The sequence below is a fragment of the Kribbella rubisoli genome, assembly GCF_004217145.1.
GTDB lineage: Bacteria > Actinomycetota > Actinomycetes > Propionibacteriales > Kribbellaceae > Kribbella > Kribbella rubisoli.
This window is the reverse complement of the sequence record NZ_SHKR01000017.1, coordinates 467,061-482,739: the sequence shown is the minus strand read 5'-3', so window position 1 is coordinate 482,739 and position 15,679 is coordinate 467,061. Positions and strand designations below refer to the sequence as shown.

18 protein-coding genes are annotated in these 15,679 nt (G+C 67.6%); 6 read left to right on the top strand and 12 right to left on the bottom strand.

Translation table 11 applies throughout. The annotated features are described in order from the left end of the window. Nucleotides 1-11: 11 nt before the first annotated feature. Together EV645_RS37875 and miaA are read right to left on the bottom strand one after the other, a co-directional pair. Nucleotides 12-527, bottom strand: coding sequence for a SigE family RNA polymerase sigma factor (locus EV645_RS37875; protein WP_130449374.1), 516 nt, complete (start codon nt 525-527; stop codon nt 12-14). Continuing rightward, a complete protein-coding gene (gene miaA, locus EV645_RS37870) occupies nt 514-1,476 on the bottom strand; it encodes a tRNA (adenosine(37)-N6)-dimethylallyltransferase MiaA (RefSeq protein ID WP_130449372.1) in 963 nt (320 codons plus the stop codon). The genes EV645_RS37875 and miaA overlap by 14 nt, the downstream gene beginning before the upstream one ends. Before the next feature lie 155 nt (nt 1,477-1,631). On the opposite strand from miaA, the gene EV645_RS37865 reads away from it, so the two are divergent. From EV645_RS37865 to EV645_RS37845, 5 genes are all read left to right on the top strand, one after another. Continuing rightward, nucleotides 1,632-1,856, top strand: coding sequence for a hypothetical protein (locus EV645_RS37865; RefSeq protein ID WP_130449370.1), 225 nt, complete (start codon nt 1,632-1,634; stop codon nt 1,854-1,856). Between the two features lie 134 nt (nt 1,857-1,990). Beyond that, on the top strand, nt 1,991-2,230 hold the full coding sequence (locus EV645_RS37860; protein ID WP_130449368.1) for an antitoxin: 240 nt from the start codon (nt 1,991-1,993) through the stop codon (nt 2,228-2,230). 116 nt (nt 2,231-2,346) lie between these two features. Continuing rightward, nucleotides 2,347-2,943, top strand: a complete 597-nt coding sequence (locus tag EV645_RS37855) for a GNAT family N-acetyltransferase (protein ID WP_130449366.1) — start codon at nt 2,347-2,349, stop codon at nt 2,941-2,943. 42 nt (nt 2,944-2,985) lie between these two features. Further along, nucleotides 2,986-3,441, top strand: coding sequence for an NUDIX hydrolase (locus EV645_RS37850; RefSeq protein WP_130449364.1), 456 nt, complete (start codon nt 2,986-2,988; stop codon nt 3,439-3,441). Nucleotides 3,442-3,511: 70 nt separating this feature from the next. Then, the gene (locus EV645_RS37845; RefSeq protein ID WP_130449362.1) at nt 3,512-5,365 is read left to right on the top strand and encodes a LamG-like jellyroll fold domain-containing protein; all 1,854 of its coding nucleotides are present in this window, start codon (nt 3,512-3,514) and stop codon (nt 5,363-5,365) included. A gap of 91 nt (nt 5,366-5,456) precedes the next feature. Here the strand turns inward: EV645_RS37845 and EV645_RS37840 are convergent, their stop codons facing one another. Further along, nucleotides 5,457-6,170 (bottom strand): phosphotransferase, encoded by a 714-nt coding sequence (locus EV645_RS37840; RefSeq protein ID WP_130449360.1) that lies wholly within the window; start codon nt 6,168-6,170, stop codon nt 5,457-5,459. Further along, nucleotides 6,167-7,639: a tRNA (N6-isopentenyl adenosine(37)-C2)-methylthiotransferase MiaB gene (miaB, locus tag EV645_RS37835; protein WP_130449358.1), complete on the bottom strand. Its 1,473-nt coding sequence runs from the start codon at nt 7,637-7,639 to the stop codon at nt 6,167-6,169. The genes EV645_RS37840 and miaB overlap by 4 nt, the downstream gene beginning before the upstream one ends. Nucleotides 7,640-7,740: 101 nt before the next feature. Between miaB and EV645_RS37830 the strand changes: the two genes are divergently transcribed. Then, nucleotides 7,741-9,261, top strand: a complete 1,521-nt coding sequence (locus tag EV645_RS37830) for an amidohydrolase family protein (protein WP_130449356.1) — start codon at nt 7,741-7,743, stop codon at nt 9,259-9,261. On the opposite strand, the gene EV645_RS37825 is transcribed toward EV645_RS37830, so the two are convergent. From EV645_RS37825 to EV645_RS37790, 8 genes are read right to left on the bottom strand one after another with little or no spacing between them, the layout of a single operon-like run. Beyond that, entirely contained in the window at nt 9,197-9,586 is a 390-nt protein-coding gene (locus tag EV645_RS37825; protein WP_130449354.1) for an ArsR/SmtB family transcription factor, read from the bottom strand. The genes EV645_RS37830 and EV645_RS37825 overlap by 65 nt on opposite strands. Beyond that, on the bottom strand, nt 9,583-9,777 hold the full coding sequence (locus tag EV645_RS37820) for an iron dependent repressor, metal binding and dimerization domain protein (RefSeq protein WP_130449351.1): 195 nt from the start codon (nt 9,775-9,777) through the stop codon (nt 9,583-9,585). Before EV645_RS37820 ends, EV645_RS37825 begins: the two co-directional genes overlap by 4 nt. A gap of 10 nt (nt 9,778-9,787) precedes the next feature. Beyond that, the gene (gene groL, locus EV645_RS37815; protein WP_130449349.1) at nt 9,788-11,437 is read right to left on the bottom strand and encodes a chaperonin GroEL; all 1,650 of its coding nucleotides are present in this window, start codon (nt 11,435-11,437) and stop codon (nt 9,788-9,790) included. 24 nt (nt 11,438-11,461) lie between these two features. Continuing rightward, nucleotides 11,462-12,487 (bottom strand): NAD(P)-dependent alcohol dehydrogenase, encoded by a 1,026-nt coding sequence (locus tag EV645_RS37810; protein WP_130449347.1) that lies wholly within the window; start codon nt 12,485-12,487, stop codon nt 11,462-11,464. Next, complete coding sequence (locus tag EV645_RS37805) at nt 12,484-13,233, bottom strand: iron-sulfur cluster assembly protein (RefSeq protein ID WP_130449345.1); 750 nt, start codon at nt 13,231-13,233, stop codon at nt 12,484-12,486. The genes EV645_RS37810 and EV645_RS37805 overlap by 4 nt, the downstream gene beginning before the upstream one ends. Then, nucleotides 13,230-14,228, bottom strand: a complete 999-nt coding sequence (locus EV645_RS37800) for an amidohydrolase family protein (protein WP_130449343.1) — start codon at nt 14,226-14,228, stop codon at nt 13,230-13,232. The genes EV645_RS37805 and EV645_RS37800 overlap by 4 nt, the downstream gene beginning before the upstream one ends. A gap of 6 nt (nt 14,229-14,234) precedes the next feature. After that, nucleotides 14,235-14,570, bottom strand: a complete 336-nt coding sequence (gene mimD / locus EV645_RS37795) for a propane 2-monooxygenase effector subunit MimD (RefSeq protein WP_130449341.1) — start codon at nt 14,568-14,570, stop codon at nt 14,235-14,237. A gap of 2 nt (nt 14,571-14,572) precedes the next feature. After that, a complete protein-coding gene (locus tag EV645_RS37790) occupies nt 14,573-15,679 on the bottom strand; it encodes an aromatic/alkene monooxygenase hydroxylase subunit beta (protein ID WP_130449339.1) in 1,107 nt (368 codons plus the stop codon).

Genomic DNA, 15,679 nt, shown 5'->3' with positions numbered 1-15,679 from the left:
CATCGGTGTTCTCAGCCACTCCCCGTCGTACGATCCGTCTCTTCCGTCATCAGGTCCTTCAACCGCTTCAGCGCCTTCGCCGTCTGGCTCTTCACCGTGCCCTCGGTGCACTCCAGGATCCGGGCGCAGGTCGCGACATCGAGATCCTGGAAGTACCGCAGCACCAGCACCGCCCGCTGCCGCGGCGCGAGGTCCAGCAACGCGTCCCGGATGGCGAGGGTGTCGGCTTGATCAGGTACGTCGGTCAGGCGCGGCTCGAGCGTCTCCGCGGTCACCACCTCGGGGTGGCGGCCGGCGCGGCGGCGCTCGTCCAGGAAGGCGTTGACCAGGATGCGGTGTGCATACGGGCCCGCGCCTTCGTGCTTGATCCGGTGCCAGTGCACGTAAACCCGCGTGCAGGCGGTCTGGACCAGATCTTCAGCGGTGTGCACATCACCCGCGGTGAGCAGCAACGCCGTTCTCATCAGCCTGGTGCGGTCCGCGAGCAGGTACTCACGGAACTCGGCCTCACGGTCACCCCCTCGCATTCGATTCCACCCCGACTACGCCGCCGGTCCCCCTGCGGTTGCCTTGGGCTATCACTCGAATTGCCTTCTCCACCAGGTCGGGGTCGTCGTACTGCAGCCAAGTAATGCGTTGGTCCTTACGGAACCACGAGTCCTGCCGGCGCGCGAACCGGCGCGTGGCCTGGGCGGTCCGCTCCCGGGCCTGCGTTTCGTCGATCTCACCGTTCAGCAACGCGATCACCTGCGAGTACCCGAGTGCGCGGTTGGCCGTCTTCCCCTCAATCAAACCCTTGTCCAGCAGTCCTCGCACCTCGGCGACAAAACCCGCGTCGAACATCCGGTCCACCCGGAGGTCGATCCGCGCGTCCAGTTCGGGGCGCGGTACGTCGAGACCCAGCTGGATCGCGCCCGGATACACATAGCGGTGCTCAGGCAGCGTGGCGACGTACGGGCCGCCGGTGATCTCGACGACCTCGAGCGCGCGAACGATCCGCCGGCCGTTGCTCGGCAGGATCTGCTCGGCGGCCTTCGGGTCGATCGCCTGCAACCTGCTGTGCAGTACGCCGGAGCCGTGCGCTTCGAGCTCAGCCTCGAGGCGGGCGCGCACGACCGGGTCGGTGCCGGGGAAGACGAAGTCGTCCAGGATCGCGCGAATGTAGAGGGCCGATCCGCCGGCCAGGACCGGTGTGCGCCGGCGGTCGATGCAGTCGTCGATGGCGGTTCGGGCCAGTTGCTGGAACTCGGCGACGGTCGCGGTCTCGGTGACGTCGAGGATGTCGAGCAGGTGGTGCGGCACGCCGGCGCGCTCGGCGGCGCTGATCTTCGCCGTACCGATGTCCATGCCGCGGTACACCTGCATGGCGTCCGCGTTCACGACCTCGCCGTCCAGGTGCTCGGACAGCGCGACGGCCAGGTCGGACTTCCCGGCCGCGGTGGGGCCGACGACCGCGACGACGAGTGGATCGGACATCGGTCCAGTCTGGCAGTGCAGATTCCTTCCCCGCCCCACCACCCCGGTCGGCCCTACGAAGACTTGGCCAAGAGGTATGGACCTGCCTTGTGGATGACCCGGAATCTTCGGTAAGAACACGGAGAGTTGGAAACATTTCTACGGGAGGAACACACGTGACGAACGGTTTCGAGGAAGAGTCGGACGCGGCCAAGGACGCGCTCGGCCTGGGGGAAGAAGTCGACGACCTGGCGGCCGCGAAGCGCAGCGGCGGCGATGTCGAGGCGAAGAAGAGCGGCGGCGACGTCGAGTTCAGCGGTGGCGATGTCGAATCCACCGGTGACGAGAGTGAAGACAGCGGCGGCGACGTAGAGTCGGAACCGTCGGGCGACGGCGTCTGAGCGGTTGCCTGACACCCGTTCGACGCGCGTCAGCATGGCGCTCGCGGAGATCCCACAGATCCGGTGTTGCAGGTGCGAAGATCACCGCTAGCTGTCTGTAAGCACTCAACTACGCAGGAATGGGAGCCCCCGAGATGGGCATCTTCGACAAGTTCAAGGGCAAGGCCGAGGACCTGAAGGACAAGGCCACTGACCTGGTCAACGAGCACGGCGACAAGGTCGGTGAAGGTCTGGACAAGGCCGGCGACTTCGTCGACGAGAAGACGGGCGGCAAGTACGGCGACAAGATCGACACGGGCGTCGAGAAGGCCAAGGAAGGGTTGGACAACCTGGACGGCCAGAACGACGACATCCCGGACAAGCCGAACGCCTGATCCCCCGAAGGGCCGCAAGCACCCGCTTGCGGCCCTTCGCCATGCCTACACACCTGCGGCCCACGTCATTTGACTTCCGGACGCAGATTGTCCGGATAGCGTCGTACTCTCAGGGCATGGTCAAGGTCAAGGTGGACGTTGAGCAGTTGACGGTCCGGGCTCTCGGGCCTGAGACGTGGGATGCGTTCGCGGCGCTGGCCGAACGCCACAACGGAGTGTGGGGCGGGTGCTGGTGCACCTATTTCCACACCATGCACGAAGAGAAGACGTTCGACGCGGACAGCAACCGCGAACTCAAGCACCGCCTGGTGATGGAGGGGCGCGCGCATGCGGCGCTCGTGTTCGACGGTGAGCTCGCGGTGTGCTGGCTCGAGTACGGGCCGCCGGTCGAGCTGCCGAACATCAACCACCGCAAGGACTACGAGGCCGGCATGGACCGCCCGCCGGACTACCGCCTGACCTGCTTCTTCACCGACCGCAACTACCGCCGCCAAGGCGTCTCAGCCCTGGCCCTCCAAGGCGCCCTGGACCTGATCGCGAAGTCCGGCGGCGGAGTCGTCGAGGCCTATCCGCAAGACACCGCCGGCAAGAAGATCACCGCCTCCTTCCTCTACAACGGCACCCGCTCCCTCTTCGAACACGCCGGCTTCACCTACCTCCGCCCCAAAGGCAAAAACCACACCGTCATGACCAAGACAGTCCCCGCCGCCTGACCTTCACGTCCCACTGTCGGTCGGGTTGTCTAGGGTGCTGGCATGGATCGGTTTCGGGTGGTGCCGGCGGCTTATGTGGTGGTGCGGCGGGGGGATGAGGTGTTGTTGTTGCTGCGGGCCAATACCGGATATATGGACGGGTACTGGGCGGTGCCGGCGGGGCATGTGGAGCAAGGCGAGTCGGCGATCGCGGCTGCGGTGCGGGAGTTGAAGGAAGAGGTGGGGATCGACGTCGAGCCGGCGGATCTGGTGCCGGTGACGGCTATGCATCGGACGGGTGGGAACGGGGACCCGATCGATGAGCGGGTGGACTTCTTCTTCATGGCGTCGAAGTGGTCGGGCGAGCCGCGGTTGATGGAGCCGGAGAAGGCTGCGGGACTGGAGTGGTACTCGCTGGACAAGCTGCCCGAGCCATTGGTGCCGCACGAGGCGCGGGTGCTGGCGGCGGTGGCGGACGGGCGTGGGCTTCCTGCGGTGATCGCCCAGGGTTTCGCCTGAGTTCACCGTTGTTAGCCTCACTTCGCCCTAGTGTTCGCTGCGGTGTCAGCGAGCTTGGGAGCGTGGGGCAATGAACGAGCGGTACGACGGGACGAGCAGGCGGAAACTGTTGCAGGCGGGGGCGCTCGGCGCGGGTGCGGTCTTCACCTCAGGCGCCCTGAGCGCGGGGAACGCTGCGGCGACGGGCAGCACGAGCGCGGCTGCCCGTGCAACTACGCCGGGCGGCAGCAGGACGGCTGGTCGGATCGACACCGAGCACCCGCGGTTCACGCTCGCGGTGGTGCCGGATACGCAGTACCAGTTCGATGAGGATCGGGGCGATCCCGCGCCGTTGACGGCGACCTTCGACTGGCTGATCGACAACCGGACCGACGAGAACATCGTCTTCATCGCGCACCTCGGCGACGTGGTGCAGAACGCGCTCGCGTCGGAGTTCGCGCAGGCCGACCCGGTCTTCAAGATCCTCGACCGGGCCCGCTTCCCGTACTCCGTGCTGGCCGGCAACCACGACATCGACGGGTCGAAGGACGACACGCGCGGCGCATCGCCGTACCTCGACACGTTCAACCCGAAGCGGTTCCGCTGGATGCCGACGTACGGCGGATCGACCGCGAACGGGTACAACTCGTACCACGTGTTCCGCGCGGCCGGCCGGCAATGGTTGCTGCTGGCAATGGACTGGCGGCCGTCGGACGCGAGCTTCGCCTGGGCCCGCGACGTTATCGCCAAGCATCCGAAGCTGCCGGTCATCCTCACCACGCACGAGATCGTGTACGCCGACGCGGGCGACCCGACCGCCTACTTCAGCGACCAGGGCAACCGCGTCTGGGACCAGCTGATCGACAACAACGACCAGATCTTCATCACGATGAACGGGCACTACTGGCCGCCCGGCCGGGTCACGCGGAAGAACGCGGCCGGCAACGATGTGCACCTGCACATCACCAACTACCAGGACCGGTTCTACGGCGGATCGGGCATGGTCCGGCTGTACCACTTCGACCTGGCGCGGAACACGATCGACGTCGAGACGATCTCGCCGTGGATCATGGGCCAGGACCCGGCCAAGCGCAACGAACTCGAAGAGCACGAGATCGAGCTGACCGACGACATCAACCGCTTCAGCATCCCGATCGACTTCGACGAGCGGTTCTCCGGGTTCGCACCGGTAGCGGTCCGCCCGGCGCGGCCGGCATCCCAGCTCGTCATTCCGGGTACGGCGGCGTACTGGCGCTTCGACGGACCGGTCACAGATCAGGTGATCGACCAGTCGGGCAAGGGCAATCACCTCACCCGCAAACAGCTGTCGAGCGATGCGCTGACGGCGAGCGCCGAGTTCCACCCGGACCAGCCGGGGCACGCGAGCTGGCTGTTCCCGGGCAACAAGAACCCGGCCCGCGGCGGGTACCTGCAGACCGCCGACAGCGCGCCGCTCAATGCGCTGACGTTCAAGGGCGGCTACACGATCGAGGCGTTCGTGAAGCTGGCCGACGACGGGCAGGACCACTCGTGGGAGGGTCTGTTCACGCGGCTCGGCACCGGACGCGACGCGGGCAAGACCGGCAGCGACCCCGACGAGCCGACGGTGAAGCTCGGGTTCTCAGGTGGGCGTGAGGTGCAGTGGGCGGTGTACCCGTTCGACAAGAACGACACCTTCACCAACTGGGGCCACGAGATGGTCGCCGGCCGCTGGTTCCACCTGGCGATCGTGAACGACGGCCGGCACAGCATCGTGTACGTCGACTCCTCGGAGCTGCTACGCAACCCGGCGACCCCGTCCAACGGGCTGGCAACCGCCGGCAAGCCATGGCTCGTCGGCGCCGGCCACTACGCAAACACAGTCGACCAGGGCTTCGCCGGCAACATCGGCGAACTCCGCATCGTCACCCGCGCCCTCAAACCGTCCCAATTCCTCAACGCCTGACCGCTAACGACAGGAGGTAGTGCGCCCGGGCCACGATCGGTGAGCGTGCACCAGGCTGCCGCGGCGCCTCGGAGGCGACTACCTCCTGTCGTTAGCGCAGATACGACCGGATCAGCTTTTCCTGGGCGGGGAGGAGGGATAGTTCCGCCGGTGTCAGGGTCGGGTTGTTGCCGCGGTAGTCGAGGGCGGCGGGGAGGCCGGGGGTGGGGTCGATGGAGGCGGCTAGGTAGACGCCCAGGGCCTCGCGGAGTAGGGCGGCGAGGTCGGCGTATGCCGGGTCGAAGACGACCTGGGCGAAGATGATTGCGGTCAGTGCCACGTCGAACTCGGCGAGGCCTTCGCGGGCGTTGCGCCAGTCGATGACGACCGGGCCGGCGGCGGTGGCCATCACGTTGAGTGGGTGCAGGTCGCCGTGGACGACGACGAGGCCGGGCGTACCGCTCGGGGCCGGGATTGCCTGCAATTGGCGGTGGAGGTCGGCGTGGATCGTTCCGATCTCGGTCGCGGTGAGGTCGCCGGCGATCGCGGCGTCGCCGAGCGTCAGGCCGTCGAGGCGCTGGACGATCATGTCCGCGCCTTCGATCTCGCGGACGGCGGGGACCGGGTACCCGTACTTCGCGACGTGCCGCATGAAGTCGGCCTCGTCGCGAACCGGGTGCCCGTCGCGGTAGCGCCGCAGCACCCATTGGTCGTCCACGTGGTACACGTCCGCGTCGCGGCCGAACGCGAACGGCTCGGCGCCGGGCGGAAGGAGCGAGGAGAGGGTGGCGACCGGAGGATCCTGCGGGGCGGGGGTTTCCGTCATCCGACCTGGCAGCCGTTCGTCGCGGGCTCGAGCGGCTTGGCACCGACGGTCGGCATCCCGAGCATCACGCCGGGCGCAGCAGGAGGCGCGTCCTGCGCGCGCTGCCACGCGTCGCCGGCGCGAGTACGACGTACTTCGCCGAACACGTCCGCGTTCAGGTGATGGGGCGCGGCGTACGTGACCTCGACCGTCACAACGTCGCCCGGCCGCGGCTTCTCGACCTCCGCCGGCAGCGCGAAGTGGACGAGCCGGTTGTCGCGGGCACGGCCGCTGAGCCGGTGGGTGCTGGCGTCCTTGCGCCCCTCCCCCTCCGCGACGAGCACCTCGACGGTCCGGCCGACAATCTTCTTGTTCTCGTCCCACGCCATCTCGTCCTGCAGCGCGACGAGCCGCTCGTACCGATCCTGTACGACGTCGCGCGGGACCTGGTCCTCCATCGACTCGGCCGGCGTACCAGGACGCTTCGAGTACTGGAAGGTGAACGCGCCCGCGAACCGCGCCTGCCGGACCACGTCGAGCGTGCCCTGGAAGTCCTCTTCGGTCTCCCCCGGGAAACCGACGATGATGTCGGTCGTGATCGCCGCATCCGGCATCGCAGCCCGCACGTCTTCGATGATGCGAAGGTAGCGGTCGCGGCGGTACGAACGACGCATCGCCTTCAGCACCGTGTCCGACCCGGACTGCAGCGGCATGTGCAGCGAGGGCATCACGTTCGGCGTCTCGGCCATCGCCTCGATCACGTCCGCGGTGAAGTCCCGCGGGTGCGGCGAGGTGAACCGCACGCGCTCCAGCCCGTCGATCTCCCCGCACGCGCGCAGCAGCTTGCCGAACGCGAACCGGTCGCCGAACTCCACGCCGTACGAGTTCACGTTCTGACCGAGCAGCGTCACCTCGAGCACGCCCTCGGCGACCAGCGCCTCGACCTCGGCGAGCACGTCACCGGGCCGGCGGTCCTTCTCACGGCCGCGCAGCGACGGGACGATGCAGAACGTGCAGGTGTTGTTGCATCCGACGCTGACCGAGACCCAGGCGGAGTACGCCGATTCGCGCCGCGTCGGGAGCGTCGACGGGAAGACGTCGAGCGACTCCAGGATCTCGACCTGGGACTCCTCGGCCACCCGGGCCCGCTCCAGCAGCACCGGCAGCGAGCCGATGTTGTGGGTGCCGAACACGACGTCCACCCAGGGGGCTTTGCGAACGATCGACGCCTTGTCCTTCTGCGCCAGACACCCGCCGACGGCGATCTGCATCCCCGGCTTACGGGCCTTCACCGGCGCCAGGTGGCCGAGATTCCCGTACAGCTTGTTGTCGGCGTTCTCCCGGACCGCGCAGGTGTTGAAGACGACCACATCGGCCTCGTCACCCTCGGGCGCGCGGACATAGCCCGCATCCTCCAGCAGCCCGCGCAACCGCTCGGAGTCATGGACATTCATCTGGCACCCGTAAGTGCGGACCTCATAAGTACGCATAACAGCCACCAAGAGTACGTGCCGGGGTAGACAAATCCCTACCTGGGACCGGCGGGCTGCGACCCGTGTGCCGACCGGCGCGCAGAACAATAGTGAGGGGCATGAACAGTTCTCGCCGTCAGTTCCTCGCCCGTACCGCCGCCGGAGCCGCTGTCCTCGCGGGAGGTAGCTTCACCACGACCACCGCCTCGGCCGTGGTCAAACCAAGCAAGATCACCGCGCTCACCAATGTCACCGTCATCGACGTCGCCACCGGTCGCCGCGATCGCAACCAGACCGTCCTGATCAGCGGCGAACGCATCGTCGCCGTCGGCCGCCTCCCGATCCCCGACAACGCAACGACGATCGACCTCACCGGCAAGTACGTCATCCCCGGTCTCGCCGACATGCACGTCCACAGCCTCGGCGACGAGCACGTCTCGCCGCCGCTGTACCTCGCGAACGGGCTGACCACGGTCCGCGAGATGGCCGGCACGGACCCGATCTTGTACGAGTGGCGCGACCGGATCGCCGCCGGCACTCTCCTGGGGCCGCGGATGGTGGTCGGCAGCAAGATCATCGACGGCGACCCGACCCTGTGGGACCCGAACCTGACCCCGGTCATCGTCGCCGGCGACGAGCAGTCCGCCCGGGCCGCCGTACGCCGGGTGCACGCCGAAGGCGCCGACTTCGTCAAGGCGTACTCGCGGCTGAGCCGGGCGGCGTACGCCGGCCTCATCGACGAGGCCCGCAAGGTCGGCCTGACCGTTCACGGCCACGGACCGGACCAGCTGACCACGAAGGAGGTCAGCAACGCCGGGCAACGCAGCATCGAGCACATCCACTCGATCGGGCTCGCGGTCTCCACCCGCGAGTCCGAGGTACGGCGGATGGTCCTCGCGATCACCGTGCAGAAAGGGGACTACAACAGCTGGTTCCGGCAGATGCACCCGATCGAGTGGATCGCCGCGAACACGTACAGCCCGGCCCGGGCCGCCGACGTGTTCGGCACACTCCGACGGAACCGGACCCGGGTCACACCGACACTGACCATGCACAACGTCCTCGACCAACCCGACTACACGCAACTCGATCCCGCACTGGCCAAGTACATGAATTCCGACGAGATCGACGTCTACAACTACGCGATCCAGACCCTGTACACCCCCAACCGGACCGCTGAAGAGATCTCGCATCAGCGGCAGATGTGGGCGTGGCGGCAACGATTCGTGGGTGAACTGCTCGCCCACGACGTCCCGATCCTGGCCGGAACCGACACCGGTACGCCGTATTCCGTGCCGGGGTTCGCACTGCACGACGAGCTCGAGCACCTGGTCGGTGCCGGAGCCACGCCGCGTCAGGCCCTGTACGCCGCAACCGTCGAGCCGGCCAAGTTCCTGGGACTGACAAAGGACCTCGGCTCGGTCGAACCGCGGAAGATCGCCGACCTGGTCGTGCTGGATGCCGACCCGCTGACCGACATCCGCAACAGCCGCAAGATCCACACCGTGGTCACCCGCGGCCGGGTCATCTCCCCCGCGCAACGCGAGCGGATGCTGGCCGACGTCGAAGCGGCCGTCAAGGCGCCGCCCGCGGCGAAGGCACTCGCAGCCGGCGGCTGCTGCGGCCGATCCAACCACTGAGCGCTCGTCGGGGCGGGTCAGGTGCGAGCGTGCCGTCTGGCGCGACATGCTCGAAGATCTGCTCGACGAGGGCCACGACGTGGGGGTCGTCGACGGTGTAGAACTGCCGCCGTCCCTCGCGTCGTGCGCTGACCAGCCCGGCCAGGCGGAGCTTGGCCAGGTGCTGGCTCGCCGTCGGCACGCTGACACCCACCCGGGCGGCCAGCGTGCCGACGTCGTACTCACCACAGCTCGCCAACGCGACCAGGTGCAGTCGGACCGGCGCCAGCAACAGGCCGAAAGTCCTGGCCGCGGTGGCGAGCTGTGGCGCGGTCGGCTCGATCACACCCGTACCTTGGGCTCGATCGGCTCCCCGAACGGGTCCCGGGCCGGATACCCGAGCGCCGCGTCGATCAGCTCCTCGAGCCGATCACTCAACCCGTACTCGAGCAGGAGCGCTTCCCCGTGCACCTCGTCCAGGGGTACGCCGAGAACTCGGTGCAGGAAGGTCTCCAGGAGTTGGTGCCGTCGGTTCATCGCCGGCTCCTCAATAGATGTTCGACGGACGGACCATGCCCTCGGCGAGATCACCGAAGCCGGGCGCCATGATCGCGCCGGGGTTGCCGATGATCTCCTCGACGACCGCGGTCTCGGTGGTGAGGATCAGTGCGGCGATCGAGGCCGCGCTCTCCAGCGCCGCGCGAGTGACCTTGAGCGGATCGATCACGGCGTCCTCGACGAGATCGCCGTACCGACCGGTCAGCGCGTTGAAACCGTGCCCCGCCGGCAACGACGCGACCTGTGCCACGACCTCGTCGCCGTCGTACCCGGCGTTGATCGCGATCCAGCGCAGCGGCTCCGGCAGCGCCCGTCGTACGACCTCGCGACCGATCGCCTCGTCGCCGCTCAGCTCCAGCTCGGACAAAGCAGCCTGGGCCTGGACCAGTACAGTCCCGCCGCCGGCGACGATGCCTTCCTCCAGAGCGGCGCGGGTCGCGGCCAGCGAGTCCTCGACGCGCAGCATCCGTTCCTTCAGCTCGACACTCGTCGCGCCGCCGACCCGGATCACCGCGACCTTGCCGGCCAGCCGCGCCATCCGTAGTTGCAGGCTGTCCTGGTCGGCGTCGATCTTGGCCCGCTCGAACTGCTTCTCCAGCTGGGAGATCCGCGCCTCCACCAGCGACGCGTCCCCGTGCCCACCGACGATCGTGGTGGTGTCCTCGGTGATCGTGATCCGGTCGCAGGTGCCGAGGTGCTCGCGGGTCACGTCGGTGAGGTCGAGCCCGGTGTCCTTCGCGATCACCGCACCGCCGAGCGCGGTCGCCAGATCCTCCAGCTCGGCGATCCGCCGGTGTCCGAACCCGGGCGCCCGGACGACGACCGACCGCATCGTGTTGTGCATGTTGCCGCCGACAAGCAGTTGCAGCGCCGGCCCGTCGACCTCCTCGGCGAGCACCACGAGCGGACGGTCCGCGCGCTGCGCCACCTCGAGGGTCGGCATGATCTCCTGCACCTGCGTGATCTTCTTGTTGGTCAGCAGGATCAGCGGGCGGTCGTAGACGGTCTCCATCCGCTCCCGGTCCGTGACCATGTACGCCGACACGTACCCGTGGTCGAACTCGATGCCGTCGACAACCTCCACCGACATCCCGAGCGTGTCCGACTCCTCGGTGGTGACGACGCCGTTGCGGCCGACCCAGTCGACCGCGTCCGCGATCACCGTGCCGATCACCTCGTCGTCACTGGCCGCCAGAGTCGCGATGTGCTGCAGTTGCTCGCGGCCGCGGACCTCGACGGCACAGCTGCGCAACGCCTCGACCACGACCGGGACGGTCCGCTCGATGCCGCGGCGTACCCGCATCGGGTTGGCGCCCGCATCGACCTCGCGCAGGCCCTCGCGGACCATCGCCTGGGCCAGCACGGTGGCCGTGGTGGTGCCGTCGCCGACCACGCCGTTGGTCTTCATCGCGACTTCCTTGACCAGCTGGGCGCCCATGTTCGCGAAGGGTTCGCGCAGCTGGATCTCGCGGGCGATCGTGACGCCGTCGTTCGTGATCGTCGGCGGGCCGGTCAGCTTCTCCAGCACCGCGTTGCGGCCCTTGGGGCCGAGCGTCACCTTGATCGCATCGGCCAGCGCGTTCACACCGGATTCGAGCAACCGCCGGGCGTCGGTGTTGAACCGCAGTTCCTTCGCCATGGTCTGCCTCCTGCCAGAGAAGTGTTAGGGGATGAGGATTGCCCGGCCGCGGACCTTGCCGCGGTCGAGGTCGTCGAGGGCTTGCTGGAACTCCTCCAGCGGGTACTTCGTGGTGTGCAGCGCGACCTTGCCCTGCGCCGCGAGCTCCATCAGGTCCTGCAGGTCGTTGTACGACCCGACCAGGTTGCCGATGAAGTTGATCTCGGTGGAGATCATGTCGATGGTCGGTACGTCGAGGTTCTCGCCGTAGCCGACGACGTAGTAGTTGCCGGCCCGGCGCAGCATCTCGATCCCGTCGGCGGTGGCACCGCCCTCGCCGACGAAGTCGATCACCGCTTCCGCGCCGTGCCGTCCGGTCAGCGCCCGGACCTGTTCCACATGGGTGCCATCGGCAACGATTCCGTGGTCGGCGCCGATCTCGACGGCCAGGTCTACCGCGGCCTGATTGCGATCGACGACGACCAGGGTCGCGGCCGAGATCGCCTTCATCACCTGGATGCCGATGTGGCCGAGTCCGCCGGCGCCGATGATCACGCAGACAGCGCCCGGCCGGAGGGAGCGCGCCGCCTTCGCCGCCGCGTGGTACGCCGTCAGCCCCGCGTCTGCGAGGGCCGCGACGTCCGCGGGCTCCAGCGAGTCGTCGATCTTGACGACGCTGCGTGCCGTCGTCCGCAGGTATTCGGCGTACCCGCCGTCGGTGTCGATGCCGGGGAACGCCGACGCCTCGCAGTGCACGTCGTCGCCGGACCGGCAGGCCCGGCAGAGTCCGCAGGTGATCAACGGGTGCAGGATCACTTTGTCGCCGACGGCAACGTTCGTGACGGCGTCGCCGATCGCGTGCACCCAGCCTGCGTTCTCGTGCCCGATCGTGTACGGCAGCAGTACGCCGCTCTTCTCGGCCCACTGTCCTTCGAGGATGTGCAGGTCGGTCCGGCACACCCCGGCGCCGCCGATCCGCACGACGACGTCGAGCGGCCCGGTGATCTTCGGCTCCTGAACATCGGCCAGTTGAAGCTTGCTGTGATAGCCGACGACCTGTACGGCCTTCATCGGGTCCTCCTCGTGTTGGTGATCCGGGTTGCCAGCGGCTCGTCGTCGTCGTACCGGGTCGTCAGCAGGCCACGGCAGAAGTGCGCGTTGCCCTCGACCGAGATCCGGACGGCCTTGGCGAACCGCAGTCGCATCGGCGCCGCGTCCGGCGGGACGGGTACGCCGTCGTCGTCGACCAGCACGAGATCCTCCGGCCGGATCCCGAGCCCGATGTCGGTCCGCCGGCGAAGCAGTGCGTCCTTCTGCGGACCGCCGGGCAGGTGCCAGAGCGTGAGTCCCGGCATCTGTTCGATGGTCTTGCCGGTGGATCGGAGCAGGGCCATCACGCACCGCTCCATCGCCGCGGTGTGCGCCTTGCGCTGGAACGTACGACGCAGTTCGTCGAGGTCCTGATCGGCCTCGTTGCCGAAGGTGCCGACGTAGCCCGCGTTCGCGGCCAGGCCGGCGTTGATCTTGTCCGAGTCGTGGTGATCGTCGAGCAGTACGGTCACCGTGCCCACGCCCGGCACCCGACGCAGGGCATCACCTGCGTCGGATGCCATCAGGTAGGCGAAGTTCGGGGCACAGAACGACGTCGGCAACCGCAGGTGGACGGTCACGCCGTCGTCGTCGATCAGCACCGACCGAACGAAGCCCAGCTCGGTGATCGGCTGGTCCAGCTCGGGATCCACGACGGTCGCCAGCGCCGCCGTGATGTCGGCTTCCAGTTCCGGCGACTGTGCCGGCGACGCGGCGACCGCGATCATGACGCCACAGCCTCGGACAGCCGCAGCTCCGCCGGTACGTCGAGCCCGTACAGGCTCGCCGCGTTGAGGCCGAGGATCTTCTTCTTCTGCTCGACCGTGATCGGCGCGTACTCGGTCTGGTCCGCCGGGATCTGGAAGTCGACGAACTGCTCGATCAGCCACTTCGGCGTCCAGAGCGCGTAGTCGGAGGAGAACAGGATCCGGTCCTCGCCGATCCAGTAGAGGAGCTCGCCGATGATCTGCGCGAAGTACCCGGGCCGGCTGTGGATGAACGGCATCGCGACCGCGAGACCGCCGTACACGTTGGGCTCCTGGGTGGCGATCCAGCAGAAGTCCTCGAGCCGGGGCAGGCCGACGTGCTCGACGATGAAGTTCAGCTCGGTGTAGTCGGTCGCCACCTGGTCGATGTCAGCGACGTCGAAGGCGTCCCGGTCCAAGGGCCTGATGGTGGGGCCTTTGTGCACGTGGATGTTCTTGATACCGAGCTTCAGGCACTCCTCGAGATAGCGCCGCGACCACTTGCTGTCGAGCTTGTACCCGCGGGAGTCGCCGTTCCACTCGGCCGTGTAGAGCTTGACGCCCTTCAGGCCCATCCGGTCGGCGTCCTTGCGGAGCTGCTCGAGCCCGGCCTCTTCGTGGCGCGGGTCCCACGCGTGGTTGTAGGTCAGCTTGTCCGGGTGCGCCTTGGTCAACGCCAGGGCGTCCTCGGTCTGGCCGAAACCGCGCTTGTAGAAGTCGCTCAGGATCGCGGGCTGGAAGATCGCGTGATCGACGTACCCGTCCTCGAAGAGGTCCTTCAGCAGGCGCTGCTCGCCGTAGTACGTGTAGGTGTCGTAGTCCCACACGACCTCGGCCGGGCTGAGGTTCTTGTGGTAGTCGTAGAAGCAGTCGATGAACTGCTTGCCGTGGATGTTGCGCTGGTTCTCCGGGCGCGCGTCCCACAACGCGATGTGCGCGTCGCAGATGTAGTACTTCTCACCGTTCTTCTCGTACATGCGCGCTCACTTCGTGGTGAGGTCGAAGCCGATGTACTCGGCGGCGTCCTCGGGGCTCGCGAACAGGATGGTCTTGTCGTCCAGGTGCACCATCCGGCCGTAGTGCGTCGAGGAGATCTCCTCGAACACCGACCCGTCGAACTCCATCCCGAGCGCGTCGGACAGCTCCGCGTAGTCGAAGTCGAGCAGCCCGGTCCCGTCGACGCGGATCATCGACGGGTACTCCGTCAGCTCGACCCCGTCCTTCGCGCCCATCACCTGCGCGACGACGCGGCCGATCGGGGTGTTCATCAGGGTCACGCCGGTCTTGTTGGAGAACTCGGCTTCAGATCCGAACTGCATGCTCACTGGTCCAGCTCCTTCGGAGTGTCGAGCCCGAGGTCCTCGAGCAGGGAACGGAACTTCTGCTTGGCCGCGTCCAGGCTGTCCGCGAACGTGACCGACTTGTCGGCCGGCTGCGACCAGATCGGCTGCAGGGCGTGCGCGGCGTCGAGGCAGCGCGGCACCCAAAGGGCGAGCCACTCGCCGAACAGCACCTTGTTGCTCTCGCCGAACTCCGCGTCCCGGGTCAGCAGCCGGAACAGGTTGCGGCTGTAGGACAGGTCGCGGTCGTAGTCGTGCTCGCCGGTGCCGACGATCGTCGGCGTGATGTAGTCGCCGTTGCGGGCCGCGATCTGCATCACCAGCTCGGTCCGGAACAACGACCCGACCAGCTGCTCGAACACGATGTTGGTGGCGAACAACAGCTCGCACCAGTCGCCGACGGCGGTCAGCCGCTCGACCACCTCACGCGTCGGCTGCCACTCCGGCGCGCTCTGCCAGACCTCCTTGTGCGCCGAGCCGTCGAACGGTACGTCGGCCTCGGACAGGTCGAGGTTGAACAGCGCGAGGTCCTGGGCGAACCGCATCTTGTGCGCGGCGTTCACCGCGACCGCGGTGTTGATCATGTTCGTCGGGCCGGAGCGCTGGATGCTGGTGAAGACGTGCAGCGCGAGCCCGTTCTCGGCGTGCATCCAGGCGCCGAGGTTGCGCTCGACGAACTTCAGCCAGGCCGGGTTCCAGGCGTCGTACGCCCTGGCCCGCTTGGCGTTCTGCAGGCCGAGGTCGACCTGGCGGACGACCGCGGAGTTGTTCCGGTAGATCGTCTGGTTCCACTCCTCGTTCGGGTCGAGGAACGCGTGCCAGTTCGAGGACTTCGCGGCGGTCCACTCCTTCGGGTAGCCGCCGGGGCCGTTGCCGAAGCCGTAGATCCAGCCCTGGCTCAGGTGCCGGTCAGGGTCGGGCTGGACGTCGACCGTGACGTCCTCGTACATCGTCGCCCGCAGCTTGGCCGGCTTGTAGTAGTTGTACGACCGGCTCTGCGAGCTCGGGAACTCCAGCGCGCCGGCCTCGGAGTCGGTGAACTCTATGCTCGGGAAACTGCGCTGTTTCGTCTGTGTGGTTTCGGTCAT